The following is a 25,337-nucleotide window of genomic DNA, read 5'->3' on the forward strand; positions in this document are numbered from 1 at the left end:
CCGAACCCGGTCGATCAGGCCTCTCAATCTGGCTCGCCGCAGGTCTACATGTGAGTGGGTGTATGCGGGAACGGATCGTACTTCGCCCGTTTCTTTCACGTTTTTGCGCGTTTGCGGGAAATTTCCCAACGATCACAGTGCCCATCTATATCCCGACTGGCGCACCCGACAGGATTCGAACCTGTGGCCTCTGCCTTCGGAGGGAGGCGAGCGCCGGCGTGTGGTCATGCCAAGAATTTTGGATGTGACAGCCATACAGAATTTCGATCACGTACGCTCTCGCGACCTATCTCTTGCCTGTACCCCGATGTGTGCGCTACTCTGTGCGCGAGCGCAAGTACCTACGACGAATCAATAGGTTAGCCTAATTTGTGATTGAGGCGGGGTTCCTGCCGCCCCAGCCAAAATGGCCCATGGTTTCGGTCTTTGCGGGTTGGGGCGGGACTGTCACGCTTTGGCTTCAAACAGCAATTTGAGATGGTTGCCTGTCCCCGCAACCATCGTTATCAAACAAGCCTCGTCCATCACAGGACGGGGCTTTTCGCGTCCGCGTCCCCCACCGCCATGATGCTGCCAGTTCCCCGATAAGGTGGTCAAAGTTCCATCCTGAGTGGCGCGTCATGTGGGGTCAAACTACGAACACGCACGAGATTGAATCGTCACTATTGAAAGGTCGCCGTGACAGGAACGGTGAAGGCTGTCTGTGCGCTTGAAGCCCGTCCCATGCGTTTCATCCCCGGATCAGGTTCAGCAAGTCCTCGTCGGTGAGGCGGGCGCTCATTTCCGCGCCTTCAAGGAGATCGCTGGCCAAGTCTCGCTTGGCGCGGTGCAGGTCCAGGATCTTTTCCTCGATGGAGTCGCTGACGATCAGGCGATAGATCGTCACCGGACGCAACTGGCCGATGCGGTGGGCGCGGTCGCTGGCCTGATCCTCGACGGCGGGATTCCACCAGGGATCGAGATGAATGACATAATCGGCGGCGGTGAGGTTGAGGCCCGAGCCGCCCGCCTTGAGGCTGATCAGGAACAGGTCGCCCTCGCCGGCCTGAAAGGCCTCGACGCGTCGGGCGCGTTCCGGCGCCGGCGTGTGGAGCCGTCGAGATATTGGAAGGCGATGCCGCGCTTGCGCACGACCTCGGCGACCCGCTCCAACTGGCCGACGAACTGGCTGAACACCAGCGCCTTGTGGCGGTTGCGGATCAAATCCTCGACCAACTCCAGAAAGGCTTCGAGCTTGGCGCCGGGCAGCACGGTCTCGGGATCGACCAGGCCGGGATGGCAGCAGGCGCGGCGTAATCTGGTGATTTCCGCGAGAATATGGATGCGGTTCTGGCCGGGCTTGCCGCCGCCTTCGTTGAGTTGCGCCAGCGCTTCCAGCGCGCGCAGCCGCATCGCCTCGTAAAAGGCGCGCTCTTCGTCGGGCAGGTCGATCTCCAGCGTGACCTCGGTGCGCGACGGCAATTCAGCCAGCACGGCGCTCTTGACGCGGCGCAGGATGAAAGGCCGGATCAGGGCGCGCAGGGCCTGCAAGGCGGCTGAATCGCGGTTGCGTTCGATCGGCGTGGCGAAACGGCGGACAAAGCGCTCGCGCGAGCCGAGCAGGCCGGGATTGATGATATTGAACAGGCTCCACAGCTCTTCGAGATAATTTTCGATTGGCGTGCCGGTCAGGGCGAGGCGGAAATTGGCCTTCAACCTTTGTCCCGCCTGGGCGCGGCGGGTGTCGGCGTTCTTGATCGCCTGCGCCTCGTCGAACACCACCATGCGCCAGCCGATTTCCGCGAGCCGGTCGGCCTCCTGATGCAGCAGGCCATAGCTGATCACCAGCACATCCATCGCCTTGAGCCCGGAGACGATTTCGGCGCGGCCCGCCGTCGTGCCGAACTTGAGCACGGCGAGGCTCGGCGCGAACCGGCTCAGCTCCTTCTCCCAATTGTGGCAGACGGAGGTGGGTGCGATCACCAGACAGGGGCCGTGCGGCGCCTGTTCGAGCATCACCGCTATCGCCTGCACGGTCTTGCCCAGGCCCATGTCATCGGCCAGACAGGCGCCCGCCTGCCAATGCGACAGCCGCGACAGCCATTGGAAGCCCTCAAGCTGGTAATCGCGCAGCTCGGCCTGAAGCGTGGTCGGCGGTTGCGGCTGGCGCGAGTCCGCCGCGTTCAGTCGCGCGACAAAAGCTTTCCATTCCTTGTCGGCCTTGCGCGACGCGCGCGCAAATCCCGGTGGATAATGCGGGCCTGTGGCCGGCGCCTCGCGCCGACGTTTCTGCTGTGATCCTCGCGACTCCAGATTTGGAAATGTGCGAAATCGCGACGCGACCAAAAGCGAATGGCCGCGTCATCGATCCAAAGGATTTTCGATCCAAAGGATTTTTGGATCGTCGGGAGACGCCGGCATAGCGAAATGAGACGCCGACCTGCGCGTTCAAAATTAAAAAACGCCTTGCCAACGCGGCCGTCCACGTAGCCCGCGCAAAGTTTGAACCATCGCGGTGGTCAGCGCCGCCCGCCGATGTTAAGAGGGCGCCAATCATGAAGGGCGGCGGCATCAGGATGTTCGAAAAACTTTACAACTGGACGATTTCCCTCTCCGAGAGCCGCCACGCCACATGGGCGCTCGCCGGAGTCGCCTTCGCCGAAAGCTCGTTCTTTCCGCTGCCGCCGGACCTGATCCTGCTGCCGATGTCGCTGGCCAAGCCGCAAAAGGCATGGTTTTACGCCGCCGTCTGCACCGTCGCCTCCGTCCTGGGCGGCGCCGCCGGATATGCCATCGGCGCGCTGCTCTATGACACCCTCGGCCAGTGGATCATCAATCTCTACGGCTATGCGTCAAAAATCGACGCGCTGCGCGCCTTTTACGCGCAATGGGGCTGGGCCTTCATCCTCGTCAAGGGCATGACCCCCATCCCCTTCAAGCTCGTCACCATCGTCAGCGGTCTGCTCGCCTATAATTTCGCTCTGTTCATGGCGCTTTCTCTGGTCACGCGCGGCGCGCGCTTCTTTCTCCTGGCGGCGGCGATGAACACGTTCGGCGACTTCTTCCGTCATTTCCTGGAAAAGCATTTCGGCGCCTTCATGGCTGGCCTGCTGGCGATTGTCGTGTTCGGCTTTTACATGGCCGCGCGGATGGCGTGACCATGGCCTCGCGCGATCGCCCTAAAACCCTGCTGGCGGCGAGCCTGATTCTCGTCGCCGCCGCGCTTACGCTGATCGCCGCCTGGACCTTGCAATCGCTGGGTTTTCAGCCGTGCGAATTGTGCCTGAAGGAGCGCTACGCCTTCTATGCCGCCTTGCCGGTCGCGGCGGCGGCGATTTTCCTCGCCCGCAACGCGCCGCCGGCCGCCGCCAGGACCGCCCTCGCGCTGCTCGCATTGATCTTCGCCGCCAATGCCGCGTTGGCGTTTTATCATGCGGGGGTCGAGTGGAAGCTTTGGGCCGGTCCGACGGATTGCACCGGCGATTTCGTCAAGCCGGCGACGATGGAAGACTTCCGGCGCCAGTTGCAGACGGTAAAAGTGGTGCGCTGCGACGAACCCGCGCTGAAAATCCTGGGGCTTTCGCTCGCCTTCTGGAATTTCCTTGTCTCATCGGCCCTCGGGGCGGTCGCGGCTCTTAGAGCGTTTTCCAGCGAAGTGGATGCCAGTTCGCGTTAAGAAAACGCGTAAAAACAAAAAAACTAGAGCCCCGATCCGATTCAATCGGATCGGAATAGGCTCTAGCGCTGCGTCAAAAAGCTAGATCTGGCTCTTGTCGCCGAGCACGCTGGACAGCGGCGCCCGCGCCGAACCGGGCGTCAGCGGTTTTTGCTGGCTTTCATGCGGCGCCCAGCCGGACAGCCACAGGATTTCGACGGTGGCGCGGATGCGGCCGTCGGGATCGGCGAAATCGGTCTGATACAGTTCGGCGGCGCGCAACAGCACGGATCGCTTCAACGGTCGCCGCGCGCCGGCCGTGAGAACATTCGTCGCGCCCATCTGGCGCAAGTCGCGCAGCAGGGCGAACATGTCGTCGTAGCGCACGGCGATGGCGTCGCAATCGGTCACCGGCAGGGCGAAACCGGCGCGTTGCAGCAGGCCGCCGAGATCGCGCAGATCGACGAAGGGAAAGACGCGCGGGCTGGCGCCGCCTTCAATTTCCTCCTGCGCCCGCGTGAGACAATGACGCAGCTCCAGAAAACTCATGCCGCCGACCATGGCCGCGAGAAACAGGCCGTCCGGCGCGAGACTCCGGCGTATCTGGGCGAACACGCCGGGCAGGTCGTTGACCCATTGCAGCGACAGCGCGCTGAACACAAGGTCGAAATTTTCGGGCGCGAAGGGCGAGAATTCCTCGTCGAGGACGAGATCGGCGCCTGCTGCGGTTTCGCGGCTGGGCGCGGCGCGCAAGAGCGTTCGCCCCCGGCCGGACAGCGCCCTGGCCGCCGCCGGATGCGGCGAGCCATAATCCAGAGCGCGCGGAAAGGCGCGGGAGACGCCGGAAAGCCGATAAACCAAATCCTCCGCGACCCGGTTCGCCAGAAAATCGCAAGGGCCGCGCGCGGCGCGGGCGAGGCGGCGGCGCAACAGGGCGCGATCGAAAATTTGCGGCGGAGCTGACACGCCCCTTTATGCGCCCGAAGTTTTTTCGCGTCAAAAGCTGTCCCCGCGCCAACCGACCCGGTCCAAAGGTGTTAGACATGACGCCATGTCGCACGGCCCGCGCCTCCTGCTTGCCTCCGGCCTTGACGCGATCAAGCGCGCCGGCCTGTTCAGACGCGTCCGCGCTTTGGCGCTCGACCTGCTCTATCCGCCCGTCTGCCTGTCCTGCCGGCGCGCCATCGCCGCCGATGGCGGTCTGTGCGCGGCGTGCTGGCGCGCCGTGCGCTTCATCGAAAGGCCTTATTGCGAGCGGCTGGGGACGCCGTTCGAGGCCAGTCTCGGCGCGGACGAGAGCGGCCGGACCGTGTCGCTCGAAGCGCGGGCCGATCCGCCGGTGTTTTCGCGGCTGCGCGCCGTCGCCTGTTTCGAGGAGGGGCCGGCGCGCACGCTGGTTCACCGGCTGAAATATGGCGACCGGCACGAAATCGCGGCGCCGATGGGCCGCTGGATGGCGCGGGCCGGCGCGGAGCTGCTCGACGACGCCGACCTGCTGATTCCCGTCCCCCTGCATCCCCGGCGCCTGGCGCAACGCCGCTTCAACCAGTCGGCCGCCCTGGCGCGGGAAATCGCCAGGCATTGCGGCGCGCCCGTGGAAACCGGCCTGCTGTCGCGCGTAAAACCGACGCCGCCGCAAGTCGGCTTGAACCGCAGGTTGCGCGCCCTGAACATGCAGGGGGCCTTCGCGGCTGATCCGCGCCGAAAGGGCGAGTTGGCCGGCCGGCGCCTGGTGCTGGTGGACGATGTCGCCACCTCCGGGGCGACCTTGAACGCGGCCGCCCGCGTCCTGCTGCGCGCCGGGGCGGAGCGGGTGGACGCTTTGGTCTTCGCAAGAGTTGTGACAGAAACGCGAAACGAGTCTATATAGCCGCTGTAAACGCCGAGCTTCAGGAGATCGGCGCGAGATCGAGAGCGCGCGGGAGAGCGTTGCCGCCTATGCCGAAAGTCGAGATTTATACCACCGCGACCTGCCCCTATTGCATGCGCGCGAAAATGTTGCTGGCCGAGAAGAACGTCGCTTTCACGGAGATTGCCGTGGACGGCGACCAGATTCTGCGCGGCAAGATGACGGAGCGCGCCCATGGTCAAACCACCGTGCCGCAAATCTTCATCGACGGCCGGCATATCGGCGGCTGCGACGATATTTACGCGCTCGATGCGCAGGGCGCCCTCACCCCCCTCTTGACCGGCTTGGCGCCATGATCCGCTTCACCCTTGTCTGCGATAACGGACATGAGTTCGACAGCTGGTTCGCCAGCAACGAGTCCTATGAATTCCAGATCGACGCCGATCTGGTGGCCTGTCCCCATTGCAACAGCGTCAAGGTCAGCAAGGGCGTGATGGCCCCGGCGGTCGCGCGCACGGATCGTGGCCAAAAGCACGTCGAGCCGATCAAGCAGAGTGTGGCGCTGGTCAGCGATTCCGGCGGCGAATTGCGCCGGCTGGCGCGCGAGCTGCACGAGAAGATCGTCGCCTCCACAGTGGATGTCGGCGAGAAATTCCCCGACGAGGCGCGCCGCATTCACGGCGGCGAGGCGCCGGACCGCGCCATTCGCGGCCAGGCCTCGCTGGAAGAGGCCCGCGCCCTGATCGAGGACGGCGTCGCCATCATGCCCGTGCCGATCCTGCCCGAAAAACTCGGGTGATTCGTTAGGAGGCCTTGATTTCGGGGTAAGAACAAAGTATGAACATTGCAGTGATAGCGCGAAGAGGAGGCGTGATTGGCCCGCAGCGCCCTGACCCTGCATCCCGGCGGCGGACGCCCCCTGCCGACCGATTGGCGACTCTGGCTGAACCTTCTGCCGGATGACCTGCGCGACGCCTACGAGGAGCGCGCGGCCCTGATCGAATATGACGGCGGCGAGAAACGCCGCACGGCCGAGCGTCGCGCCTTCGAATGCGTGGTGTGGCGTAACGAGGCGGCGCGCGGTTTTATCGAGGCTTGCTGTGCGCAAGCGCGGCCCGGGGCTGGCGCCTGAGCGGCGCCTGTGACCTGATGGGAAAGCTGATTCGCTCATCCCTTCGCGCGAGACATGGCCGGAAAAACGTTTTACGAATTCTTCGCCGGCGGCGGCATGGCGCGGCTCGGACTCGGGTCCGACTGGACCTGCCTGTTCGCCAATGACTTCGATCCCGAAAAAGCCCAGAGCTACCGCGCCAACTGGGGCGATGAAGAATTTTTTTGCGGCGATCTCGCCAAGGTGCGGGCGGAGCAATTGTCGGGCGCGGCCGATCTCGCCTGGGCGTCCTTTCCCTGCCAGGATTTGTCGCTTGCCGGCAATGGCAAGGGCATGGGCGCCGCGCAGGATGAAGTGAGGACGCGCTCCGGCGCCTTCTGGCTGTTCCACGACAAGATGCGCGCGTTGTCGGCGCAAAGCCGCGCGCCAAAACTTATCGTGCTGGAAAATGTTCCCGGCGTTCTCACCTCCCATGGCGGACGCGATTTTTGCGCTGTTGTCTCGGCCTTGAGCGATCTGGGCTATCGCACCGGCGCCTTTGTGCTCGACGCTCGGCATTTTACCCCGCAGTCGCGGCCCCGCGTGTTCTTCGTCGCCGCGCGCGCCGACGCGATGCAGGACGCTTCGGTCCGCTCAGGCGCCGCGCCAGAAAAGTTCTGGACGCCGCCGGCGCTGATCGCCGCGCACGCGAAACTGCCGCCGGAACTCGCGGCGCGATGGGTGTGGTGGCGCCTGCCGCAACCGGCGCGGCGCAATACCGAATTGATCGATCTTCTTGAAGTCGAGCCGAAGCAGGCGCTGTGGCGCCCGCCCGCCGCGACGAAAAAATTGCTGGACCTGATGGCGCCCGCCCATCTCGAAAAAATCCGGGAGGTTCAGGCCTCGGGCCGGCGCGCCGTCGGCGCCGTCTACCGGCGCACGCGGATCGACGAACATGGACAAAAGGCGCAACGCGCGGAAGTCCGCTTCGATGGCGTGGCTGGCTGCCTGCGCACGCCGGGCGGGGGCTCGTCGCGCCAGATTCTGCTGGAGGTTCACGGCGAGACCGTGCGCTCGCGCCTGCTGTCGCCGCGCGAGGCGGCGCGATTGATGGGTCTGCCGGACAGCTACATCCTGCCGCGCAACGCGACCCTGGCGTACAAGCTCTGCGGCGACGGCCTTTGCGTCCCGGTCATCCGCCATCTCGCCGAACACTTGCTCGCGCCCCTGCTCGACGGCGACGCGCGACTTGAGGCGGCGGAATAATCACCTCCGCGCTAAGCAAACATTCGTTGGCTCGCCAACGAATGTTTGCTTAGCGTTCTTTGTTTGAGCAGGATTTTTATCCGAAAACCGGAGGCCACTTTTCGGAAATCCTGCTTAGGCTCGCGAGCAGCGCCGCGAGCAGGCCCGTGACGAAAATCCCGTCAAAAGTCCCGGCGCCGCCGATCGACGCGACCGGCGCGCCGAGCGTCGACAGCAGGCCGAGGTTGAGCACGTCGGCGCCCAGCAGCACCCCGAGGCTGCCGCCGACATAGGCCAGCGGCGCGAGTTCCTCCCACGACACGATGGCCGCGACCAGAGCGGCGGCGATGGGGGGAACGAAGATCGGCAGGGCGATGCCGACGCCGCGAACGGGCTGCGCCAGCATGTGGCAGATGACCGTGATCACGGCGGTCGTGACCAGCGCGCGGCCCCAGATCCCCCGCGTGGCCATCAGATAAAGCGAAAGCAGCGTGGGGATGAGCGCGCCGCCGACATTGATCGCGAGGACCACGCCGGGTTCGTCGATAAATTCGGGAACCGGATAGCGCATGCCCAGGAAGGACACGTCGCCCGGCGCGACAAGATCGCCGCCGGACAATTCGGCGATGGGAATGTCGATGGAGGAGCCAAGCAGCGAAGCGGCGAGCAGCGCCAGCGCCCAACCGGAGGAGACGCCCAGACTCATATAAGCGAAACGCAGGATGCGGATCTGAACGAGCAGCAGCAACAGCCCGAGGCAGAGAGCCAGAATCGCCAAGAAAGGCCACGCCAGCGGGATGTAATGGAGATAGGCCGAATGGGCGGCCATGAGGCCTCGTGACACTCAGGCGGAAGCTTTTTCACCCACCGCCGGCTCGAACGCCTCGGCCGGCGCGCCCCACACGACCAGTCCGGGACCAAATTGCACATCAAGCTTCTGTGCGGACCGTCCGCCGCGCAAAAGGCTGTAACGGCACATCACCGCCCCCACGGCCTCTCTCGGAAGATTGAGGCGTCTCGCGAGAGGCGACGCCGTTTTCAGGCGAACTGTTTCACCAGTGATCATGACAATGGCTCTCGTTCGCATTTTTCTGGCGCGACGTTAAACCGCAGCAGATTTAACTTTTATATTATTACCGCAGCGCAGCATGTCCAGCCCAAATTTAGGTCAAGCCGTAAATTTAATCACTTTTTCAACAGATCGCTTAAGCTCTGGCAGCACTTCGGCCTCAAACCAGGGATTGCGCCGGAGCCAACCGGTGTTGCGCCAGGAGGGATGGGGCAGGACGATGAGGCGCGGCGCCGCCTCCCGCCCCGCCGCGAAATGCCGCACGCATTCCGCCATGAGCGCCTTGCGGTCATAAGCGCGTCCCAATCTTCGCGCGTGAAAATCCTGCGCGGCGCGCCCCACGGCAACCACCAGTTCGACCTGCGGCATCAGCGCGAACAAGGCGTCATGCCAGCGCGCGCGACATTCGGGACGCGGCGGTCGGTCGGCCCCGCGCGCGTCATAGCCCGGAAAACAGAAACCCATCGCCGCGACGGCCACACGCGACACATCGTAGAACCGTTCGCGGTCAAGCCCCAGCCAGTCCCGCAGGCGGTCGCCCGAAGGGTCATCAAAGGGCAGTCCGCTGGCGTGAACGCGCGCGCCGGGCGCCTGACCCGCGATCAGCAGTCGCGCCGTCCCGGACACCCGCACCACCGGGCGCGGCGCATGCGGCAGCGGCGCGCCGATGGGGTGCTCGACACAGATGCGGCAGGCGCCGATCCGCTCGACCAAGGCGGCGAGTTGATCCGCCGCCGCGGGCGACGTCGGTTGCGCCGCGCATTCGTCCATCTCAGGCCGCCGCGCTCGGGCGGGACGACACCTCCGCGCGCCAGCGGGCGAAATGCCCGAGGTCGTCGGCAAACGCAATGCGCGCCGGCCTGGCGAAGTCGGCCGCCACCAGCGCGGTGATATCGGCGATGGTGAAGACATCGCCCGCGATATAGCGCCGTTGCGCCAGTTCGGCGTCGAGGAAACGGGCGAATCTTTCGGCGCGCGGCTTGTTCGCCTCCGCCCATTCGGCGATTTGCGGCTGCTCCATCTCCCGCATGGCCGGATGGCTGTGGCGGAAGGCATGGATGATCGGCGCCAAAAACTCAAATTCGATGCGGCGCTGCCACATTTCCACCCGCGCCCGCTCCAGCGCGTCGCGGCCGAACAGCGGCGGTTGCGGATAAAGTTCCTCGAAGTAGCGGCAGATCGCCACGGATTCGGTGAGGATTTCGCCGGAGTCCAGCTCCAGCGCCGGCGTGCGTCGCAGCGGATTGACGGCCGAAAACTCCGCGCCCTTCTGCTCCAGTCGGCCGAGATCGACGCTGACCATGGGGAGCGAGACGCCCTTTTCGGCCAGAAAGATGCGCACCCGCCGGGGATTGGGCGCATGGGGGGAATCATAGAGCTTCACGAACGCCTCCTGTTCGCCAAGGCAGGGCGCCGCCGCCCGTCCGCCGTGGATGGTCTTCCATTTCTAACCGGGCGGCAGGCGATCCTTAAGCATTTTCGCCCATGGTCGATGAACGGTTTCTTGAGTGTGTCTGGTTCGCGTCGGTATGGAGAATGTCACGGCAGATATGATCGCGCGCGGCCGGTTCGACGGGCGCTCGACCGAACGACGGCGCATGGCCAATCGCCTGCGGGAAGCGCGGGAAAAACTGAGTTCGGCCGGCGCCGGCAATGTAAATTTCGATATCGAACTGCTGCGCCTCTACGCGGAAGGGCGCATGGCGGCGATTCTGCCCCAAATCATGCTCTGCCAGGCCATAGCGGCGATGACGACGCTGTGGCTGCCCACGCTGGTCGTTCTCATCTGGCTCAGCTTCACGCTGAGCGCGCTGGCGCTCGCCTGCCTGCTCGCTCGCCGCTTCCTGAAACTCAACCGCGCCGATCTCGACGCCCGCTCCTGGTACGCGCGCTTCACCTTCGCCGAAGCGGTCAACGGCGTCGCCTGGGCCTCGTTCGCCATTCTCATGGCGGGGGTCAACGACCATTGGGCGACCACCTATGTCATGGTGGTGTTCATGCTGGCGGCGGCCATCCATACCGTGGTGGCGGCTTTCGTGCCCGGCGCGGTTTACGCCGTCCTCACGCCGCTCGCCGCAGGCGTGGTGTTCTACATGTCGCCCACCAGCTTGCAGGGGCCGGTGGCGCCGCTCACCCTGCTCGCCTGCTCCACCCTGCTTTATTTCGTGATTCTCGCCCGCCGCATTTACGCCAGCCATGTCGATTCGCTGGCGTTCCAATCGGAAAAGGACATGCTGATCGCCGAACTGGAGCAGGCCAAGGCCAATTCCGACGAGGCGCGCCGCCGCGCCGAAGAGGCGAGCCTGGCGAAATCCCGCTTCCTCGCCACCATGTCGCATGAATTGCGCACGCCGCTGAACGCCATCCTCGGTTTTTCGGAAGTGATGAAGAGCGAGTTGTTCGGCGCCCATGCGGTTGCGGCCTATCGCGACTATTCCAACGACATCCATTCCAGCGGCGAGCATTTGCTGAGGCTCATCAATGAAATCCTCGACCTGTCGCGCGTCGAGGCCGGCCGCTACGAGTTGAAGGAGGAATCGGTCTCGCTGCCTGGCGTGATCGACGACTGCCTGCGCCTGCTGACGCTGCGCGCCCGCAAGCGCGAGGTGACCATGACCGATGTGGTCGAGCCCAACATGCCGCGCATCTGGGCCGACGAGCGCGCGGTGCGCCAGATCGTGCTGAATCTCCTGACCAATGCGATCAAATTCACGCCGCCCGGCGGCCAGGTCATCGTCAAGGTCGGCTGGACCAAGGTCGGCGGCCAGTATTTTTCCGTGCGCGACAACGGTCCGGGCATTCCGGAAGACGAAATCCCCATCATCATGTCCTCGTTCGGACGCGGCTCGATGGCGCAGAAGAACGCCGACGAAGGCACAGGACTCGGCCTTCCCATCGTCAAGGGGCTGGTCGAGTTGCACGGCGGCACATTCACCTTGCGCTCGAAACTGCGCGAGGGCACGGAAGTGCTGGTCATCCTGCCGCCGGAGCGGGTGATGAACTCGCTGCCGCAGATGGAAGCCCCCGTCAACGCCGAGCGCAGGCAGGGTCTGCGCGGCGCGGCCTGAGTCGGGTTGGCGGACTGAGGGCTCCTCGCGGGCCTGATCGTCCAGGGCAGCATGGCCGCTTGCTTACGCCTTGTTATCCACGCCCGCCGAGGCGAAAGTCGCCATGTCGCGGTGGCAGGCCACCGCCGCCTTGACCAGGCCGATCGCCAGGGCCGCGCCCGAGCCCTCGCCGAGACGCATCCCCAAGTCGAGCAGCGGCTTCTTGCCGAAGCGCTTCAAAATTTCGGCGTGCGCGCCCTCCGGCGAGAGATGGCCGGCGAGGCAATGGTCGAGGCTCGACGGATCGATGGCGTGCAGGATCGCGGCGGCGGAGCAGACGACATAGCCGTCGAGCAGAACCGGGATGCGCTCCTGGCGCGCGGCGAGAATCGCGCCGGCCATGGCCGCGATCTCGCGCCCGCCGAGCCGCCGCAGCACTTCCCAGGGGTCGGTGAGATCGGGCTTGTGCAGGGCGACGGCGCGCTCCACCGCCGAAACCTTGCGCTTCAGCCCGGCGTCATCGAGGCCGGTGCCGCGCCCCACCCAATCCGAGGCCGCGCCGCCGTAGAGCGCGTGATAGATGGCGGCGGCGGAGGTGGTGTTGCCAATGCCCATTTCGCCGAGCACGAGCAAGTCGGCGCCGCCGGCGATCGCCTCCATGCCGAACGCGACCGTCGCCGCGCATTCGCGCGCGTCCATCGCCGGGGCTTCGCAGAAATCCTTGGTCGGGATTTGCAGCGCCAGTTCAAACACTTTCAGTCCCGCCCCCCAGGTGGCGCAGATCTGGTTGACCGCCGCGCCGCCGGCGGAAAAATTCTTCAGCATCTGCTCGGTGACGCTGGCGGGAAAGGGCGAGACCCCTTGCGCGGTCACGCCGTGATTGCCGGCGAACACGACGACCGTCGGGCGCTCGATGGTGGGACGTTCCTTTTCCTGCCAGGCGGCGAGCCATTCCACGATCTCTTCGAGGCGGCCCAGCGCGCCCGGCGGCTTGGTCAGTTGCGCGTCGCGCGCGCGCACCGCCGCCACGGCCCGGGCTGACGGCCCCGGCATCTGCTTGATCAGGATGTTGAAGGCGTCGAAGGGAAGGTCGCTGGACATGTCGGCTCGCGCATTGGGACTCATGCGCCGCTCTTAAAACATGAGCGCGCAAAGGGAAATGCTCCGGCGCAAACGCGGGGGCTTTTGATGTCGGTCAAGGTCGCAGCTACATTTCGCGACAGGACCGCAGGGCGCGCGCGATCGCGACGCCGCGCGCCTCCCGCAGCGCCTCCAGCGCGCTTTCGTCGGGGTCATCTGGGCATTCGAGCCCGACACAGGCCTGGCGCGCCGCGTCGAGCAGCGCCGCCTTGGGATAATCAGCGCCGGAGTGGCCGGGATAGGCGCGATAATCGCACGCGCACACCATCATGAAGGTTTCGAAACGCTCCGGCGCGTCGAACGCCCCGTTGCGTTCGAGCAGCAGCGCAACCGGGCCCGCGCGCATTTTCGTGACGCGGTGCGCGCGTTCGCATTCGAGCAGGGCCTGCAAGGCCAGCGCGCGGCAATCCGCTGGCGCGTCAAGGCGCGCCGCGATGGCGAGAATGCGCGGCGCGCCGCGCTCGACATGCCGGTAATGCGCCGGCAGATGCTCCCTGGGAGAATCGGATTTGCCGACATCCTTCACGAGCAGGGCGAACCGGGCGGACAGCGGGGCCGCGATTTTCGCCGCCTCGTCGAGCGCCGCCTCGATCAAGGCGCCGAGATCGACGCTGGCCGGTTTGGCGGCGATTTGCGGCACGCCATGCAGCGCGGCGACCTCGGGCAGAATCTGTTCCAGCGCGCCGATTTCATGGAGATAATGTAGCATGCGTCCAGGCGCGGGGCCCATCAGCCCGCGCGAAAACTCCGGCCAGATGCTTTCAGGCGGCGTGTCGAGCAGAAAACCCGCGTCGATCCGTTCGGCGAGAAGTTCGAGTTCATCCTGGTCGGGCGCGCCATCGCCCTCGGCGAGCAAGGCGACATGGCGCAGCAGGCCAAGACCCGGATGCAGTTGCGCGAAGGATTGCACGTTCACGGATCGCCTCCAGGGATCGCCTCCAGGGATCGCTTCCAAGTATCGCTTCCAAGTATCGCTTCCAAAGATCGCCTTCAGGACTCGGACTGTCCCGGTCGCTTGCAAGCGCCTTGCCAGAACGCAAGATCGCTGCGCGATCCGCGGGAGATCGCTGCGCGATCCGTGCGCGAGATCGCTTTGCGATCCGCGGGGTCAGGCGACCTCTTCGCGAAGCTGGCGCGGCAGCGGGAACGAGACATCCTCGGTGGCGGTGGTCACGGTCTCGATATCCAGCTCGAACTTTTCCGCGAAAGCGTCGAGGATTTCCTCCACCAGCACTTCCGGCGCGGAGGCCCCGGCGGTGACGCCCAGGGAGCGGATGTTCTCAAGCTTCGACCAATCGAGGTCGCCCGCCCGCAGCACGAGTTGTGACGTCGGACAGCCGCTGCGCTCCGCCACTTCCCTGAGCCGCTGCGAATTGGATGAATTGGGCGACCCCACCACGACAAAGGCGTCGACTTTGTCGGCGATGGCCTTCACAGCCGCCTGGCGGTTGGTGGTGGCGTAGCAGATATCCTGCCGGTGCGGTCCGATGATGTTGGGATAGCGCGCCTGCAACGCGGCCACCACCGCCGCCATGTCGTCAATCGACAGGGTGGTCTGCGTCACATAGGCGAGGGCGTCGTCCGGCGAAAAGGGAAGCGCCGCGACATCCTGGGCGCTCTCCACCAGAATCACCGAGCCTTCCGGCAATTGCCCCATGGTGCCGACCACTTCCGGGTGTCCCTTGTGGCCGACGAGGATGATTTTCAAGTCGCGGCGATAGTGGAGCTCGGCTTCGAGATGCACCTTCTTGACCAGCGGGCAGGCCGCGTCGATCGCCAGGAGGTTGCGGCGTTCGGCCTCGGCGGGCACGTCCTTCGGCACGCCATGGGCGGAAAACACCACGGGCTGGCCGCCATCGGGCACCTCGTCGAGTTCCTCCACGAAGACCGCGCCCTTTTTCTTTAAAGCGTCCACGACGTAACGGTTATGGACGATTTCGTGACGCACATAGACCGGCGCCCCGAATTTGGACAGAGCCTGTTCGACGACATTGATCGCCCGGACCACGCCCGCGCAAAAACCGCGCGGCGCGCAAAGGAGGATTTTCAGGGTCGGCTTCTGGCTCATCGCGTCCTCGTATTTGGCCCTGTTTTCAGCGGGGCGCGGGTCGGTGTCAAGCGGAAGCTTGGTCGCGGCGCGCTCCGCCCCCCTTTTGCCCAGTTCTCGCTTTAAGCCATGCAGGCGGCGATTCGACCGCGCCCAGCAACCCAATCTCCATGCAAGATCTGACCGGCGAGACCTCCTTCCTCGTTCCGACCCTCATCCTGCTCGCCTCGGCGGTGATCTTCGCGCCCCTGTTCCGCCTCGCGGGACTGGGGTCGGTGATCGGCTATCTCGCGGCGGGCATGATCATCGGACCCTCCGGGCTGGCGCTGGTCGCCGACCCGCGCCTGACCCTGAACATTTCGCAGCTTGGCGTCGTGCTGCTGCTGTTCCTGATCGGCCTGTCGCTGAAGCCGGCGCGGCTGCGCGCCATGCGCCGCGACATCGTCCTGATCGGCGTGAGCCAGATGGCGCTCACCGCGCTGCCGATCGGCCTCGCCGCCTGGAAGCTGCTGGGCCTGAGTCCGTTCGGGTCGGTCGCGACCGGCGTCGCCCTGGCCTTTTCGGCCACGGCCATCGCCATGCAATTGCTGGAGGAGCGCGGCGACGCGCAGACCGCCTATGGCCGCCGCGCCTTCGCCGTGCTGCTCGCGCAGGACATAGCCGTGGCGCCTCTGCTGGCGGCCATTCCTTTTTTCGGCGACGGTTCGTCGCTGACCGGCGCCATGCATGACGCCCTGATCGATCTGTCCAAGGCTTTCGCGGCGCTGGCCTTCGTCATCCTCGCCGGCCACTGGGCGCTCAATCCATTGTTCCGCCTGCTGGCGCGCACGGGCGCGCGCGAAATTCTCACCGCCGCCGCCCTGCTCATCGTGCTCGGCGCGGCCGTGCTGATGCAATCGGTCGGCATGTCCATGGCGCTCGGCGCCTTCCTCGCCGGGATTCTGCTGTCGGAATCCAATTTCCGCCACCAGCTTGAAGCCGATATCGAACCGTTTCGCGGCCTGCTGATGGGCCTGTTCTTCATCTCCGTCGGCATGTCGGTGGACCAGCATCTCATCGTCGAGCACATTGGCTGGCTGGCCGGCGCCTCGGCGGCGCTGCTGGTGGTGAAGACGGCGATCATGTTCGCCCTGTTTCGGCTCAACGGCTCTTCCAGCCGGGAATCGCTGAGCGCGGCGGGCGTGCTGACCCCGGCGGGCGAATTTTCCTTCGCCATTTTTCCACTCGCGGCCCAGACCGCGCTGATTCCCGCCGCCGATTCCAGCCTGCTGTCCGCGCTCGCCGCCATCGCCATGGTGGTCGGCCCGTTCCTGGCGAAATCAACGGATTTCCTGGTCGCGCGCTTCGCCCCCGCGCCTGCGCCGCCCGATGAGCCCGACGCGCCGCCGCCGGTCATTCCCAAGGCCCGGCGTGGAAAGATTCTGGTGGTCGGCTTCGGCCGCTTCGGCCAGATCGCCGTGCAGCCGCTGCTCGCCGAACGCATCGATGTCACCGTGATCGACACCTCCGTCGAGCGCATCCGCAACGCCGGCCGGTTCGGCTTCAAGGTCTATTACGGCGACGGCTGCCGGCTCGATGTGCTGCGCTCCGCCGGCGCCGGCGAAGTCAGGATCATCGCCGTCTGCGTCGGCGAGCGCCAGACCGCCAATGAGATCGTCGACCTGTGCCGAGAGCACTTTCCCGTCGCGAAAATCTTCGTGCGCGCCTATGACCGCATCCACGCCATCGACCTGCTCGAACGCGGCGTCGATTTCCAGATGCGCGACACGCTGGAATCCGCCTTCGCCTTCGGCGGCGCCGCGCTCAGCGAACTGACCGGCGACGCCGACCGCGCGCGCGAAGGCGTCGAGGCGGCGCGCAGCCGCGACCTAGACCGTCTGGCGATCCAGCAGGCCGGCGGCCCGACGCCGCCCTATCTGCCGCCCGACCAGCCGCGCTTTTCGCCTGAACCGCTGGTCAAGCCCGCAGGCAAGTCGCGCGGCCTCACCAAGGAGAGCCAGGACATCGTGGAAAGCGGCGACCTTAAAAAGTTGTGACAAATTGGCGCCTTGTCGCAAGGTCGCGCCCGCGATGCTCGTCAAGGGCTTCTTTTTGCGCTAACGTCGCAGCGCAACGTTCAAGTAGAGAACGCCTATGAATGGCTCGAGAGGCGCAAATGGTTGATCTTCCTTCCCTTGTTCAGGCCGCGCATGGCGGCGAAGTCGTTGGCAACCTCGCCCAGCAGTTCGGCCTCTCTTCGGAACAGACCAAGGCCGCGATTGATTCGCTGACCTCCGCCATCGCGCAGGGCGTGCACAATCATATTCAAAGCGATGAAACCCGCGGCCAGGTGATCGAGGCCCTCAACGACCCAACACACCAGCAGGCCTATGCCGATCCGGCCGCCGCGCAAACGCCGCAAGCCTCGGAAGCGGGCCAGAATCTTCTCAACCAGCTTTTCGGCGCGCAGGGGCTTGGCCAGATCGTCAGCCACGTCTCGACCGAAACCGGAATCGACGCGACCACCCTGAGCGCATTGGCGTCCACGGTCGCCTCCGTCGTCGCGGGCGGCGTCGCCAAGGTTCTGGCGGAAAGCGGATTCGGTTCGGCGGCGCAAGTCGGCGTCGCGCCCGTCGAACCGGAGGTTGACGCGGAAGAACCGAAACCCGAAGTTTCGAACACCCAGAAGGTCAAGGGCGTTGGGCCGGGCGCGGCCGTCGGCAGTATCGTCAACCCGCTGTTCAACGCCTTGTTCGGCGCGCTGTTCAAGGGAAAAATCGCGCCTGCGCGCACGCCTTCCCCTGGCCCTGTCGCCGCGCCCGCGCCCGAACCGGCGGCGGCCTCGGTCGGCGCCGATCTGCAAACCGGCCTTACCGCGCTTGGCGATCTGCTCAAGTCGTCGCAGGCGTCCGAAGCGCTACAGGGCGTGCTTGGCCAGATTTTCGCCAAGCGCTGAACGGGCGGATCCGACGCAAGTCTGGCTTGCGTCGATGCAAGATTGCGCAAATCGCGGCCACGCTTTATCTAAGGGCAGTGGCGTAAAGGCGTCGGCGCTCGCCGGCGCCTTTGCTTTCATGCGGAATGTCGGGGCGTCGCCCCGAAGTTCCGCGCCTTGGGAAAACGTGTCGAAAGAGTTTCATGGCCCGCGACGTTATCGATGAACAGGTCATTTCGTCGCGCGACGAACTGGTTGGCTGGTTCGAGGCCGGCTCCAAGCCCAACGGTCCGTTCCGCATCGGCACGGAACACGAGAAAATTCCCTTCTACCGCATCGACGACCGCCCGGTGCCCTATGGCGGGAGGCTGGATTGCGCGACCTGCGGCATCTCCTCCCTGCTGGAGGCCTTGCGCGTGGCGCAGGGCTGGGAGCCAATCGAGGACGAGGGCGCGCTGATCGGGCTTTTTGACCCGATCGGCGGCGGCGCGATTTCGCTGGAGCCCGGCGGCCAGTTTGAATTGTCCGGCGCGCCGTTCGACAACACCCACGAAACCGCCGCCGAACTGGACGCCCATTTCGCCGCCTTGGCGCCCGCCGCCCAAAGCTGCGGCATCGGCTTCCTCGATCTCGGCATGAGCCCGCTGTGGCCGCGCGCGGAAACGCCGGTCATGCCCAAGCAGCGCTACGGCATCATGGCGCGCTACATGCCAAAGGTCGGCTCTTACGGCCTCGACATGATGTTCCGCACCTCGACGGTGCAGACCAACATCGACTTCGCCTCCGAGGCCGACATGGTGGCCAAGTTGCGCCTGGGCCTGAGCCTGCAACCGCTGATCACCGCTTTGTTCGCCAACTCGCCCTTCACCGACGGCAAGCCCAACGGTTTTCAGTCGATGCGGTCGCAAATCTGGACCGACACCGACAAGGCGCGCACGGGCATGCTGCCCTTCGCGTTCCAGTCAGGCATGGGCTTTGAAGCCTTTGTCGATTACGCGCTGGACGTGCCGCTCTATTTCGTCAAGCGCGGCGACGTCTATCACGATGTCGCCGGCGCTTCGTTCCGCGACCTGCTGGCGGGCAGGCTCGCGGCGCTGCCGGGCGAGCGCGCGACCATGTCGGACTGGGCCAATCACCTCTCGACCATTTTCCCGGAGGTGCGGCTGAAGCGCTATATCGAGATGCGCGGCGCCGATGTCGGGCCGAAAAGCCATATTCTGGCGCTCACCGCCTTTTGCGCGGGGCTGTTCTATGACGCGCAAGCCAGCGAAGCGGCCTGGGATCTGGTTAAGCACTGGAGCGACGAAGACCGCCAGACTCTTCGCGGCGCCGTTCCGCGCGAGGGCCTGGCGGCTCGGGTCGCGGGGATGAGCCTGCTCGATCTCTCGCGGAAAATCCTGCCGCTGGCGCGTCAAGGGCTGGAGCGGCGCGCCCGCGTCGACGCGTCCGGCCGCGACGAAGCCATTTATCTGGAACCGCTGGAGGAGATTGCCGCCAGCGCCCAGACTCTCGCCAGCCGGAGGCTCGCCCTCTACCACGGCGACGTTTCGGCGGGGGGCTGGGGCCGCGACATCAAACGCGCGTTTATCGACTGCGTTTACTGATCGCCGACAAAATTCATCTGCTTCAGCCGCACGCGCTGTTCGGGCGCGTAGGCGCTGACGGCGCGTGAACCGCTTCGGCTGAAATCCGGCCCTGGAGGCAGCGGCGCCGCAAACAGGCTGCGCGCGTCGGTCGCCAGACCCGCACGCAGGCCGCTTTCGAGCCGCACGCGACCATGGTCCTGCGCGAGAACGGGCGCGGCGAAGAAGGCAAGGGCTGAGCAGGCGAGCATTGAGCAGGCGAGCAATTTGCGTAGCGGAAGGGCAGTCATGCGGACAGCATTCATGCTCATGTTTCAACGCAACAAGATGGCGAGATCATGTCGGCGCGTCTCCCCGCCGGGGTCAGCCCGCCAAATCTCCCAGAACCGTCTGAACCAGGGTCAAGGCCGCCACCGCCGCGGTATCGGCGCGCAACACGCGCGGCCCCAGCGATAACGGCGCGACCGGCGCCAATTCGCGCAATCGGGCGCGTTCGGTTTGGTCGAACCCGCCCTCCGGGCCAATCAGCACGGCGAATTTTTCAAAACCGGCGCCCGCCGCGCGCAAGGCCGCGACGGGATCGGCGATGGCGGCGGCTTCGTCGCAAAAAATCAGCAGGCGATCATCAGGCCATTGGTCCAGCACGCGATCGAGCTTCTCCTCGGGGAAAATTTCAGCCAGGGCGATGATGCCGCATTGCTCCGCCGCCTCGATGGCGTTGGCGCGCAGGCGGTCGAGATTGATCCGGCTGGCCTGGGTGCGCCGGGTCAGCACCGGGCGCAGCCGCCGCGCGCCCATTTCCACCGCCTTCTGCGCCATATAGTCGAGCCGGGCGTGTTTCAGCGGCGCGAACAGGTAGTCCACGTCCGGCAAAAACTCCTGTTCGCGCGTGCGCGTCTCGACCGTCAGCGTCGCCGCCTTTTTCGCCGCATGGGCCAGGGCGCGCCACTCGCCGTCGCGGCCGTTGAAGACCAGCAGGCGCGCGCCTTCGCTCAAGCGCAGCACGTTGAAGAGATAGTTGCCCTGCTCGCGGCTGAGTTCGACCCGCGCGCCTTCGCTCAAGGGCGCATCGACGAACAGGCGCTGGGAGGTGAAATCGAGACGGGTCATTTCAAGTCCAGTGAAAACTCGACCGGCGCCGCGCCAGCCAGTGTGAAACGCAGGGAAGGCGGCGCGTCGGATGCAGGCCGCTGGTCGAGAGTGAGCAGAACGCCTTCCGGCGTTCTTTGGCTCTCAACGTGAACGCCCGCCGGCGCTTCGACAAACACGTCGGTCACCCCCGTTGTTGTGCGCAGAAACCATTGCGCCGCGCCGGCGCGCGCGACCGAAGCGAAGCCTGAAGTCTCCCGCGCATCCAGCGGGCGCGGGATGCGCGCGAAATACTCGGCGAAACCGGGGGGCGCCACGCCCTGCGGCGGCAGATCGAGGCGCAGATCGGCATGGGCGGGAATGCAGAGCTGCGCGCAAACGGCGTAATCCACCGCGACCGCCAGCCCGATCGTCCCGGCCGGGTCTTTTGCGCTCAGGCGCAGCAGAAAAACCACCTCATGCTTGTAGCCGATGGCTTGAAACCCCGCCTCGTCGAAGCGCGCTGGAACCGGAAACAAAGCTTCGGCCGAACCGAGATTGTCGGATTTCGAGAAATCGAAGTTTGGGGCGACGCCGGCGTCGCCGGGATCGCGCCAGTAGGTCAGGGCGTCGCCGGGCAGGCGGATGCGCAGGCCGGCGTAACGGCCGGAGGACGCCAGGCCGCCGTCGATCAGTTGCGCGTCGGCGACCGGCGCGGCGCCGGCTTGCCCAGGCAAGGGCGCCAGCGCCGAAATTATGAGAACAAAAAGAATCGCCGGGGGTTTTCTTTGCGCGTCCATCCTTTAGCATGCTCTTTCAGGAAAGTTGCGGGGCCGCACGGCCGTTCTGGATCGCGATTCGGCCGCATTCAGAATAGAAGTCCTTGTTTTCGCATGGTCTTGCGAAAGTTTGCGTTCACTCCGCCGCGCCGCTCGATGGGATGCACGACGTGACCGGTACGATTGGCAAAAAATTCCTGGACGGGCAATGTCTCGTGGCCATGCCGACCCTGCGGGAGCAGATTTTCGAGCGTGCGGTGGTCTATATCTGCGCGCATTCCGAGGACGGCGCCATGGGATTGATCCTCAATCATCCCTCGCCCGGCGTGAGCCTGCGCGAGCTGCTGCTGCAGCTCAAGGTGATCGAGACGCCCGGCCACGCCCGCCTCAGCCCCGACCTGGAGGTGATGCGGGTGTTGAACGGCGGTCCGGTGGAAACCACGCGCGGCTTCGTGCTCCATTCCGCCGATTATAAAGGCGGCGAGACGACGCTCCCCATCGACCGGGACGTCTGCCTGACGGCGACGCTGGACATTTTGCGCGCCATGGCGCTGAACGAGGGTCCGCGCCAGGCGGTGCTGGCGCTTGGCTATGCCGGCTGGTCGGCGGGGCAGTTGGAGAGCGAAATCCTGGCCAATAGCTGGATGATCGTTCCGGCGGACCCCGACCTGTTGTTCGACCAGGACCACGAAACCAAATATGAGCGGGCGCTGCACGCCATCGGGGTCAATCTCGGCTTTTTGTCGGAGCAGGCCGGGCACGCATGATTTCCCATTAGCCCTCATGGCGAGGAGGAGGCGCGGCCTCCGTCTCGAACCAGGAGGGCGGTCCACAGGTAACCGGATCCAAAGAGAATTCTCCCTTCGAGACGGGAGTTCGCGGGGCCTCCTCTGGGTGAGGGGATTGTGGCGGCGGCAAGGATTCGCGGCGCCTCAAGCCACTGGTTCGGCCGCCGCGCCGACCAGTTTGCGCGCGTCGGCGCCGCTGAGCGGCTGGCCGAAAGCAAAACCTTCCGCATATTCGCAGCCGATCTGCGACAGTTCGATCACGTCGGACTCGCTCTCCGCGCCTTCCGCGATCACGTCCATGCCGAAATCATGGGCCAGCGACACGATGGAGCGCAGCATCACCGCGCGGTCGCCGCCGCCGTCCTGGCGCACGAAGGCGCGGTCGATCTTGATGGAATCGAACGGGAAGCGCTGCAAATAGGCCAGCGACGAATAGCCGGAGCCGAAATCGTCCAGCGACAGGCCCGCGCCGACCTCTTTCAGCCGGTTCATCAATTGGACGGAGAATTCGGGATTTTCCATCGCCAGCATTTCGCTCAGCTCCAGCCGGAAGGAGTTGGGCGCGACATGGGCGCGGGTCAGGACATTTTTCACGTCGGTGACCAGATCGTTGCGCAGGAGCTGCCGCGACGAAATGTTGACGGTGACGAAGATCGGAGGATCGACCACCAGCGCCCGCTGCCAGGCGGCGAGTTCGCGCGCGGCGCGCTGCAACACGAACAGGCTGAGATCCACGGTCAGGCCGGTTTCCTCGGCCAGCGGCAAAAAGTCCGCCTGCTCGATCTTGCCGATGCGCGGATGTTGCCAGCGCAACAGCGTCTCAAAACCCGCGACGGTGCGATCCTGCAAGCGCACGACCGGCAGGAAGCAGAGCTTGATTTCGTCGCGGTCGATGGCGCGGCGCAATTCGCTCTCCAGCGCCTGCTGGTTGGAGGTCTGCGAGCGCATGGACGGGCGGAACACCTCGATGCGGCCGCCGCCGTCGCGCTTGGCGTAGCGCATGGCGATTTCGGCGTCCTTGAGCATGTCCTCGCGCTTGGGATGCCATTGCGGATCGTAAAGCGCGATGCCGATGGATACGGAAAGGCCGATTTCCCGGTTCGCAAAAGTCACCGGGGTGGACAGGGTGCGGCGGATGCGTTCGGCGAGCGCGACAATGGCCTCGGTCTGATCCTCCGAGACCAGAATGACCGCGAACAGATCGTTGGAAATGCGCGCCAGCGTGTCGCGTGGCTGTAGCAGGCGGCCAAGCCGGCGCGCCACGGTGAGCAGGATGGAATCGCCGGCGGAGACCCCGACGGAATCGTTGATCTTCTTGAACCGGTCGATGTCGATGCACACCACGGTGGGGCGATGACCCTGCTGGCCCTGGCTGTCCTGGCTCTCGGCAAGAGTCAGCGACATGTCGAGCCGGTCGAAGAAGATTTCGCGATTCGGCAGGCCCGTCAGATTGTCGTGGACGGAATCGTGCAGCAGGCGTTCGAGGGCGTTCTTCTGGTCGGTGACATCGGCCAGCGTGCCCACCAACCGCACCACCTGCCCGTCCGGCCCGACCACGGGACGGGCGCGCAGCCGGAACCAGAAATAATGGCCATCGGCGGCGTGAAGGCGGAAATCCTGGGCCAGCCGTCCGCGCCTTTGCGCGATCACCGTGTCGAGGCAGGCGCGGTAACGGTCGCGGTCCTGCGGATGCAGCACATTGATCCAGGACGACGCCGACCCTTCCAGGGCGCCCCGGCCCAGGCCCAACTGCTCCTCGATCTCGGAGCTGACATAGATCAGGTCGGCGATCACGTCCCAGTCGAAGATGATTTCGTTGGCGCCGGTCAGAGCCAGCGCCTTGCGCTCGACGTCGGTGATGGCGCCATGGGCGACGCCCCCGGAGGCGAAGGCGCTTTGCATGATGGTGAAGCCGATCAGCATGACCAGCAGCACCAGGCCCCCGAGCAGAGCCGGCGAGGCCAGATCGTTGTTGATCGCGCCATTGACGGTGAAACCCGCCGCCGACACCCAGACCATCAGCAGCAGCCAGGTCGGGATCAGCATGACCGCGCGCTCGACGCCGTGGGTGGCGAGATAGACCACCAGAATGAAGCCGACCCCGGCTATGGTGGCGAGCGAAATGCGGGCCACGCCGGCCGCGACCGGCGCGTCGTAAACGGCGAGCCCGGCCAGCGCCAGCAGGAAGACGATCCAGACGCCCGCGAGTTGCGAGGCGCGGACATGCCAGCGGCTCAGGTTGAGATAGGCGAACAGGAACACCACCAGCGTGGCCGCCAGCACGGTTTCGGCGCCGGCGCGCCAGATGCGGTCGGCATTGGCCTCGGTTCCGAACACCTTGGACCAGAAACCGAAATCGATGCAGACATAGGCCAGCACCGCCCAGGCCAGAGCGGCGGCGGCGGGGAAGATCACCGCGCCCTTGACGACGAAAACGATGGTCAGGAACAGGGCCAGCAGCCCGCCTATGCCGATGACAATGCCCTTGTAGAGCATCAGCCCGGTGGTCTTGTCCTTGTAGGCCTCGGGCTCCCATAAATAGAGCTGCGGCAGTTTCGGCGTCTTCAGCTCGGCGACATAAGTGACCGTGGCGCCCGGATCGAGCGTCAGCCGGAACACATCGGCGTCGGCCATGTCCTGCTTTTCCGGCGCTATGCCCTGCGACGCGGTGATTTCGGCGATGCGCTCGGCGCCCAGGTCGGGCCAGATCACGCCTGAATTGACGAGGCGATAATGCGGGGCGACGATCAGGCGCTCCATCTGCTCGTCGGTGTCGTTGGTCAGGGCGAACACGATCCAGGACGGACGCGCGCCCTGTTCGCGCGCGTGAACCTCGATGCGACGGACGATGCCGTCCGAGCCCGGCGCGGTGGAAACCTGGATGCGGTCGCCCTGGTTGGAATAGTTCTCGACCCAGTGCGTCAGATCGATCGCCTGGGCGTCGGGCGGCACGCGCACGGATTCCACCGCTCCCGCCGGAACGGAGACGGTCAGCCACGCGACAACAGGAAGAATGAGCAGGAGAACCAGACGAAACAGGCGCACGTGACCTTGAGCGAGGGTTTAGCCATTGTAGGGCGGGGC

Annotated in this window: 26 protein-coding genes and 1 pseudogene; 12 read left to right on the top strand and 15 right to left on the bottom strand. The window is 65.3% G+C overall.

Features of this window, described 5'->3' with window-relative positions:
- Nucleotides 1-730 precede the first annotated feature (730 nt).
- The 3 genes and pseudogenes from CCR94_RS25635 to CCR94_RS07300 form a co-directional block, all read right to left on the bottom strand.
- On the bottom strand, nucleotides 731-886 hold the full coding sequence (locus tag CCR94_RS25635; RefSeq protein WP_206605794.1) for a hypothetical protein: 156 nt from the start codon (nucleotides 884-886) through the stop codon (nucleotides 731-733).
- Between the two features lie 72 nt (nucleotides 887-958).
- Nucleotides 959-1,030, bottom strand: a pseudogene (locus CCR94_RS26575) (hypothetical protein); the annotation flags it as partial.
- Nucleotides 1,021-2,325 (bottom strand): DEAD/DEAH box helicase, encoded by a 1,305-nt coding sequence (locus tag CCR94_RS07300; protein WP_206605795.1) that lies wholly within the window; start codon nucleotides 2,323-2,325, stop codon nucleotides 1,021-1,023. The pseudogene CCR94_RS26575 and the gene CCR94_RS07300, both read right to left, overlap by 10 nt.
- A 230-nt stretch (nucleotides 2,326-2,555) precedes the next feature.
- Here CCR94_RS07300 and CCR94_RS07305 point away from each other — a divergent pair, with 230 nt between their 5' ends.
- Both CCR94_RS07305 and CCR94_RS07310 read left to right on the top strand, forming a co-directional pair.
- On the top strand, nucleotides 2,556-3,137 hold the full coding sequence (locus CCR94_RS07305) for a YqaA family protein (RefSeq protein ID WP_104507263.1): 582 nt from the start codon (nucleotides 2,556-2,558) through the stop codon (nucleotides 3,135-3,137).
- Nucleotides 3,138-3,139: 2 nt separating this feature from the next.
- A complete protein-coding gene (locus tag CCR94_RS07310) occupies nucleotides 3,140-3,655 on the top strand; it encodes a disulfide bond formation protein B (RefSeq protein ID WP_104507224.1) in 516 nt (171 codons plus the stop codon).
- Between the two features lie 81 nt (nucleotides 3,656-3,736).
- Here CCR94_RS07310 and CCR94_RS07315 read toward each other — a convergent pair whose 3' ends face one another.
- Nucleotides 3,737-4,600: a methyltransferase domain-containing protein gene (locus CCR94_RS07315; RefSeq protein ID WP_104507225.1), complete on the bottom strand. Its 864-nt coding sequence runs from the start codon at nucleotides 4,598-4,600 to the stop codon at nucleotides 3,737-3,739.
- A gap of 85 nt (nucleotides 4,601-4,685) precedes the next feature.
- Here CCR94_RS07315 and CCR94_RS07320 point away from each other — a divergent pair, with 85 nt between their 5' ends.
- The 5 genes from CCR94_RS07320 to CCR94_RS07340 all read left to right on the top strand — a co-directional run bounded on the left by CCR94_RS07320 (nucleotide 4,686) and on the right by CCR94_RS07340 (nucleotide 7,839).
- Entirely contained in the window at nucleotides 4,686-5,504 is an 819-nt protein-coding gene (locus tag CCR94_RS07320; protein WP_184421678.1) for a ComF family protein, read from the top strand.
- Between the two features lie 68 nt (nucleotides 5,505-5,572).
- Nucleotides 5,573-5,839 carry a glutaredoxin 3 gene (gene grxC, locus CCR94_RS07325; protein WP_104507226.1) on the top strand — a complete coding sequence of 89 codons (267 nt, stop codon included), beginning with the start codon at nucleotides 5,573-5,575 and terminating at the stop codon, nucleotides 5,837-5,839.
- On the top strand, nucleotides 5,836-6,282 hold the full coding sequence (locus tag CCR94_RS07330) for a DUF1178 family protein (RefSeq protein ID WP_104507227.1): 447 nt from the start codon (nucleotides 5,836-5,838) through the stop codon (nucleotides 6,280-6,282). The genes grxC and CCR94_RS07330 overlap by 4 nt, the downstream gene beginning before the upstream one ends.
- Before the next feature lie 75 nt (nucleotides 6,283-6,357).
- Nucleotides 6,358-6,615 (top strand): hypothetical protein, encoded by a 258-nt coding sequence (locus tag CCR94_RS07335; RefSeq protein WP_104507228.1) that lies wholly within the window; start codon nucleotides 6,358-6,360, stop codon nucleotides 6,613-6,615.
- A 54-nt stretch (nucleotides 6,616-6,669) separates the two neighbouring features.
- On the top strand, nucleotides 6,670-7,839 hold the full coding sequence (locus CCR94_RS07340) for a DNA cytosine methyltransferase (protein WP_104507229.1): 1,170 nt from the start codon (nucleotides 6,670-6,672) through the stop codon (nucleotides 7,837-7,839).
- A 76-nt stretch (nucleotides 7,840-7,915) separates the two neighbouring features.
- On the opposite strand, the gene CCR94_RS07345 is transcribed toward CCR94_RS07340, so the two are convergent.
- From CCR94_RS07345 to CCR94_RS07355, 4 genes are all read right to left on the bottom strand, one after another.
- A complete protein-coding gene (locus CCR94_RS07345) occupies nucleotides 7,916-8,647 on the bottom strand; it encodes a DUF1614 domain-containing protein (RefSeq protein WP_104507230.1) in 732 nt (243 codons plus the stop codon).
- 15 nt (nucleotides 8,648-8,662) lie between these two features.
- Nucleotides 8,663-8,884: a hypothetical protein gene (locus CCR94_RS24460; RefSeq protein WP_146089886.1), complete on the bottom strand. Its 222-nt coding sequence runs from the start codon at nucleotides 8,882-8,884 to the stop codon at nucleotides 8,663-8,665.
- Nucleotides 8,885-8,986: 102 nt separating this feature from the next.
- Nucleotides 8,987-9,658, bottom strand: coding sequence for a uracil-DNA glycosylase family protein (locus CCR94_RS07350; protein ID WP_104507231.1), 672 nt, complete (start codon nucleotides 9,656-9,658; stop codon nucleotides 8,987-8,989).
- 1 nt (nucleotide 9,659) lies between these two features.
- Complete coding sequence (locus CCR94_RS07355) at nucleotides 9,660-10,271, bottom strand: glutathione S-transferase family protein (protein WP_104507232.1); 612 nt, start codon at nucleotides 10,269-10,271, stop codon at nucleotides 9,660-9,662.
- A 214-nt stretch (nucleotides 10,272-10,485) separates the two neighbouring features.
- On the opposite strand from CCR94_RS07355, the gene CCR94_RS07360 reads away from it, so the two are divergent.
- On the top strand, nucleotides 10,486-11,955 hold the full coding sequence (locus CCR94_RS07360) for a sensor histidine kinase (protein WP_338052975.1): 1,470 nt from the start codon (nucleotides 10,486-10,488) through the stop codon (nucleotides 11,953-11,955).
- A 63-nt stretch (nucleotides 11,956-12,018) separates the two neighbouring features.
- On the opposite strand, the gene cobT is transcribed toward CCR94_RS07360, so the two are convergent.
- From cobT to ispH, 3 genes are all read right to left on the bottom strand, one after another.
- A complete protein-coding gene (gene cobT, locus CCR94_RS07365; RefSeq protein ID WP_104507234.1) occupies nucleotides 12,019-13,035 on the bottom strand; it encodes a nicotinate-nucleotide--dimethylbenzimidazole phosphoribosyltransferase in 1,017 nt (338 codons plus the stop codon).
- A gap of 106 nt (nucleotides 13,036-13,141) precedes the next feature.
- Nucleotides 13,142-13,990 (bottom strand): tRNA nucleotidyltransferase, encoded by an 849-nt coding sequence (locus CCR94_RS07370; protein WP_104507235.1) that lies wholly within the window; start codon nucleotides 13,988-13,990, stop codon nucleotides 13,142-13,144.
- Between the two features lie 192 nt (nucleotides 13,991-14,182).
- Nucleotides 14,183-15,142 (bottom strand): 4-hydroxy-3-methylbut-2-enyl diphosphate reductase, encoded by a 960-nt coding sequence (gene ispH, locus CCR94_RS07375; protein ID WP_104507265.1) that lies wholly within the window; start codon nucleotides 15,140-15,142, stop codon nucleotides 14,183-14,185.
- 149 nt (nucleotides 15,143-15,291) lie between these two features.
- On the opposite strand from ispH, the gene CCR94_RS07380 reads away from it, so the two are divergent.
- The 3 genes from CCR94_RS07380 to CCR94_RS07390 all read left to right on the top strand — a co-directional run bounded on the left by CCR94_RS07380 (nucleotide 15,292) and on the right by CCR94_RS07390 (nucleotide 19,639).
- Nucleotides 15,292-17,157 carry a monovalent cation:proton antiporter-2 (CPA2) family protein gene (locus tag CCR94_RS07380; RefSeq protein WP_104507236.1) on the top strand — a complete coding sequence of 622 codons (1,866 nt, stop codon included), beginning with the start codon at nucleotides 15,292-15,294 and terminating at the stop codon, nucleotides 17,155-17,157.
- A gap of 119 nt (nucleotides 17,158-17,276) precedes the next feature.
- Nucleotides 17,277-18,056, top strand: coding sequence for a DUF937 domain-containing protein (locus CCR94_RS07385; protein WP_158254657.1), 780 nt, complete (start codon nucleotides 17,277-17,279; stop codon nucleotides 18,054-18,056).
- Nucleotides 18,057-18,238: 182 nt separating this feature from the next.
- Complete coding sequence (locus CCR94_RS07390) at nucleotides 18,239-19,639, top strand: glutamate--cysteine ligase (protein WP_104507238.1); 1,401 nt, start codon at nucleotides 18,239-18,241, stop codon at nucleotides 19,637-19,639.
- Here the strand turns inward: CCR94_RS07390 and CCR94_RS07395 are convergent.
- The 3 genes from CCR94_RS07395 to CCR94_RS07405 all read right to left on the bottom strand — a co-directional run bounded on the left by CCR94_RS07395 (nucleotide 19,633) and on the right by CCR94_RS07405 (nucleotide 21,423).
- The gene (locus CCR94_RS07395; protein WP_146089887.1) at nucleotides 19,633-19,908 is read right to left on the bottom strand and encodes a hypothetical protein; all 276 of its coding nucleotides are present in this window, start codon (nucleotides 19,906-19,908) and stop codon (nucleotides 19,633-19,635) included. The genes CCR94_RS07390 and CCR94_RS07395 overlap by 7 nt on opposite strands.
- 73 nt (nucleotides 19,909-19,981) lie before the next feature.
- Complete coding sequence (locus CCR94_RS07400) at nucleotides 19,982-20,728, bottom strand: 16S rRNA (uracil(1498)-N(3))-methyltransferase (protein ID WP_104507240.1); 747 nt, start codon at nucleotides 20,726-20,728, stop codon at nucleotides 19,982-19,984.
- Complete coding sequence (locus CCR94_RS07405; protein ID WP_158254658.1) at nucleotides 20,725-21,423, bottom strand: protein-disulfide reductase DsbD domain-containing protein; 699 nt, start codon at nucleotides 21,421-21,423, stop codon at nucleotides 20,725-20,727. Before CCR94_RS07405 ends, CCR94_RS07400 begins: the two co-directional genes overlap by 4 nt.
- Before the next feature lie 203 nt (nucleotides 21,424-21,626).
- On the opposite strand from CCR94_RS07405, the gene CCR94_RS07410 reads away from it, so the two are divergent.
- Nucleotides 21,627-22,232, top strand: a complete 606-nt coding sequence (locus CCR94_RS07410) for a YqgE/AlgH family protein (RefSeq protein WP_104507242.1) — start codon at nucleotides 21,627-21,629, stop codon at nucleotides 22,230-22,232.
- Between the two features lie 165 nt (nucleotides 22,233-22,397).
- Here CCR94_RS07410 and CCR94_RS07415 read toward each other — a convergent pair whose 3' ends face one another.
- Complete coding sequence (locus tag CCR94_RS07415; protein ID WP_425332318.1) at nucleotides 22,398-25,298, bottom strand: EAL domain-containing protein; 2,901 nt, start codon at nucleotides 25,296-25,298, stop codon at nucleotides 22,398-22,400.
- Between the last annotated feature and the right edge of the window lie 39 nt (nucleotides 25,299-25,337).

The sequence above is a fragment of the Rhodoblastus sphagnicola genome (assembly GCF_002937075.1).
Taxonomy (GTDB): Bacteria; Pseudomonadota; Alphaproteobacteria; order Rhizobiales; family Beijerinckiaceae; genus Rhodoblastus; species Rhodoblastus sphagnicola.

Coding starts and splice junctions, on each gene's coding strand:
- CCR94_RS07305 (WP_104507263.1), top strand. CDS start 2,556: ATGTTCGAAAAACTTTACAACTGGACGATTTCCCTCTCCGAGAGCCGC.
- CCR94_RS07310 (WP_104507224.1), top strand. CDS start 3,140: ATGGCCTCGCGCGATCGCCCTAAAACCCTGCTGGCGGCGAGCCTGATT.
- CCR94_RS07320 (WP_184421678.1), top strand. CDS start 4,686: ATGTCGCACGGCCCGCGCCTCCTGCTTGCCTCCGGCCTTGACGCGATC.
- grxC (WP_104507226.1), top strand. CDS start 5,573: ATGCCGAAAGTCGAGATTTATACCACCGCGACCTGCCCCTATTGCATG.
- CCR94_RS07330 (WP_104507227.1), top strand. CDS start 5,836: ATGATCCGCTTCACCCTTGTCTGCGATAACGGACATGAGTTCGACAGC.
- CCR94_RS07340 (WP_104507229.1), top strand. CDS start 6,670: ATGGCCGGAAAAACGTTTTACGAATTCTTCGCCGGCGGCGGCATGGCG.
- CCR94_RS07345 (WP_104507230.1), bottom strand. CDS start 8,647: ATGGCCGCCCATTCGGCCTATCTCCATTACATCCCGCTGGCGTGGCCT.
- CCR94_RS24460 (WP_146089886.1), bottom strand. CDS start 8,884: ATGATCACTGGTGAAACAGTTCGCCTGAAAACGGCGTCGCCTCTCGCG.
- CCR94_RS07350 (WP_104507231.1), bottom strand. CDS start 9,658: ATGGACGAATGCGCGGCGCAACCGACGTCGCCCGCGGCGGCGGATCAA.
- CCR94_RS07360 (WP_338052975.1), top strand. CDS start 10,486: ATGGCCAATCGCCTGCGGGAAGCGCGGGAAAAACTGAGTTCGGCCGGC.
- cobT (WP_104507234.1), bottom strand. CDS start 13,035: ATGTCCAGCGACCTTCCCTTCGACGCCTTCAACATCCTGATCAAGCAG.
- ispH (WP_104507265.1), bottom strand. CDS start 15,142: ATGAGCCAGAAGCCGACCCTGAAAATCCTCCTTTGCGCGCCGCGCGGT.
- CCR94_RS07380 (WP_104507236.1), top strand. CDS start 15,292: ATGCAAGATCTGACCGGCGAGACCTCCTTCCTCGTTCCGACCCTCATC.
- CCR94_RS07385 (WP_158254657.1), top strand. CDS start 17,277: ATGGTTGATCTTCCTTCCCTTGTTCAGGCCGCGCATGGCGGCGAAGTC.
- CCR94_RS07390 (WP_104507238.1), top strand. CDS start 18,239: ATGGCCCGCGACGTTATCGATGAACAGGTCATTTCGTCGCGCGACGAA.
- CCR94_RS07395 (WP_146089887.1), bottom strand. CDS start 19,908: ATGACTGCCCTTCCGCTACGCAAATTGCTCGCCTGCTCAATGCTCGCC.
- CCR94_RS07400 (WP_104507240.1), bottom strand. CDS start 20,728: ATGACCCGTCTCGATTTCACCTCCCAGCGCCTGTTCGTCGATGCGCCC.
- CCR94_RS07410 (WP_104507242.1), top strand. CDS start 21,627: ATGCACGACGTGACCGGTACGATTGGCAAAAAATTCCTGGACGGGCAA.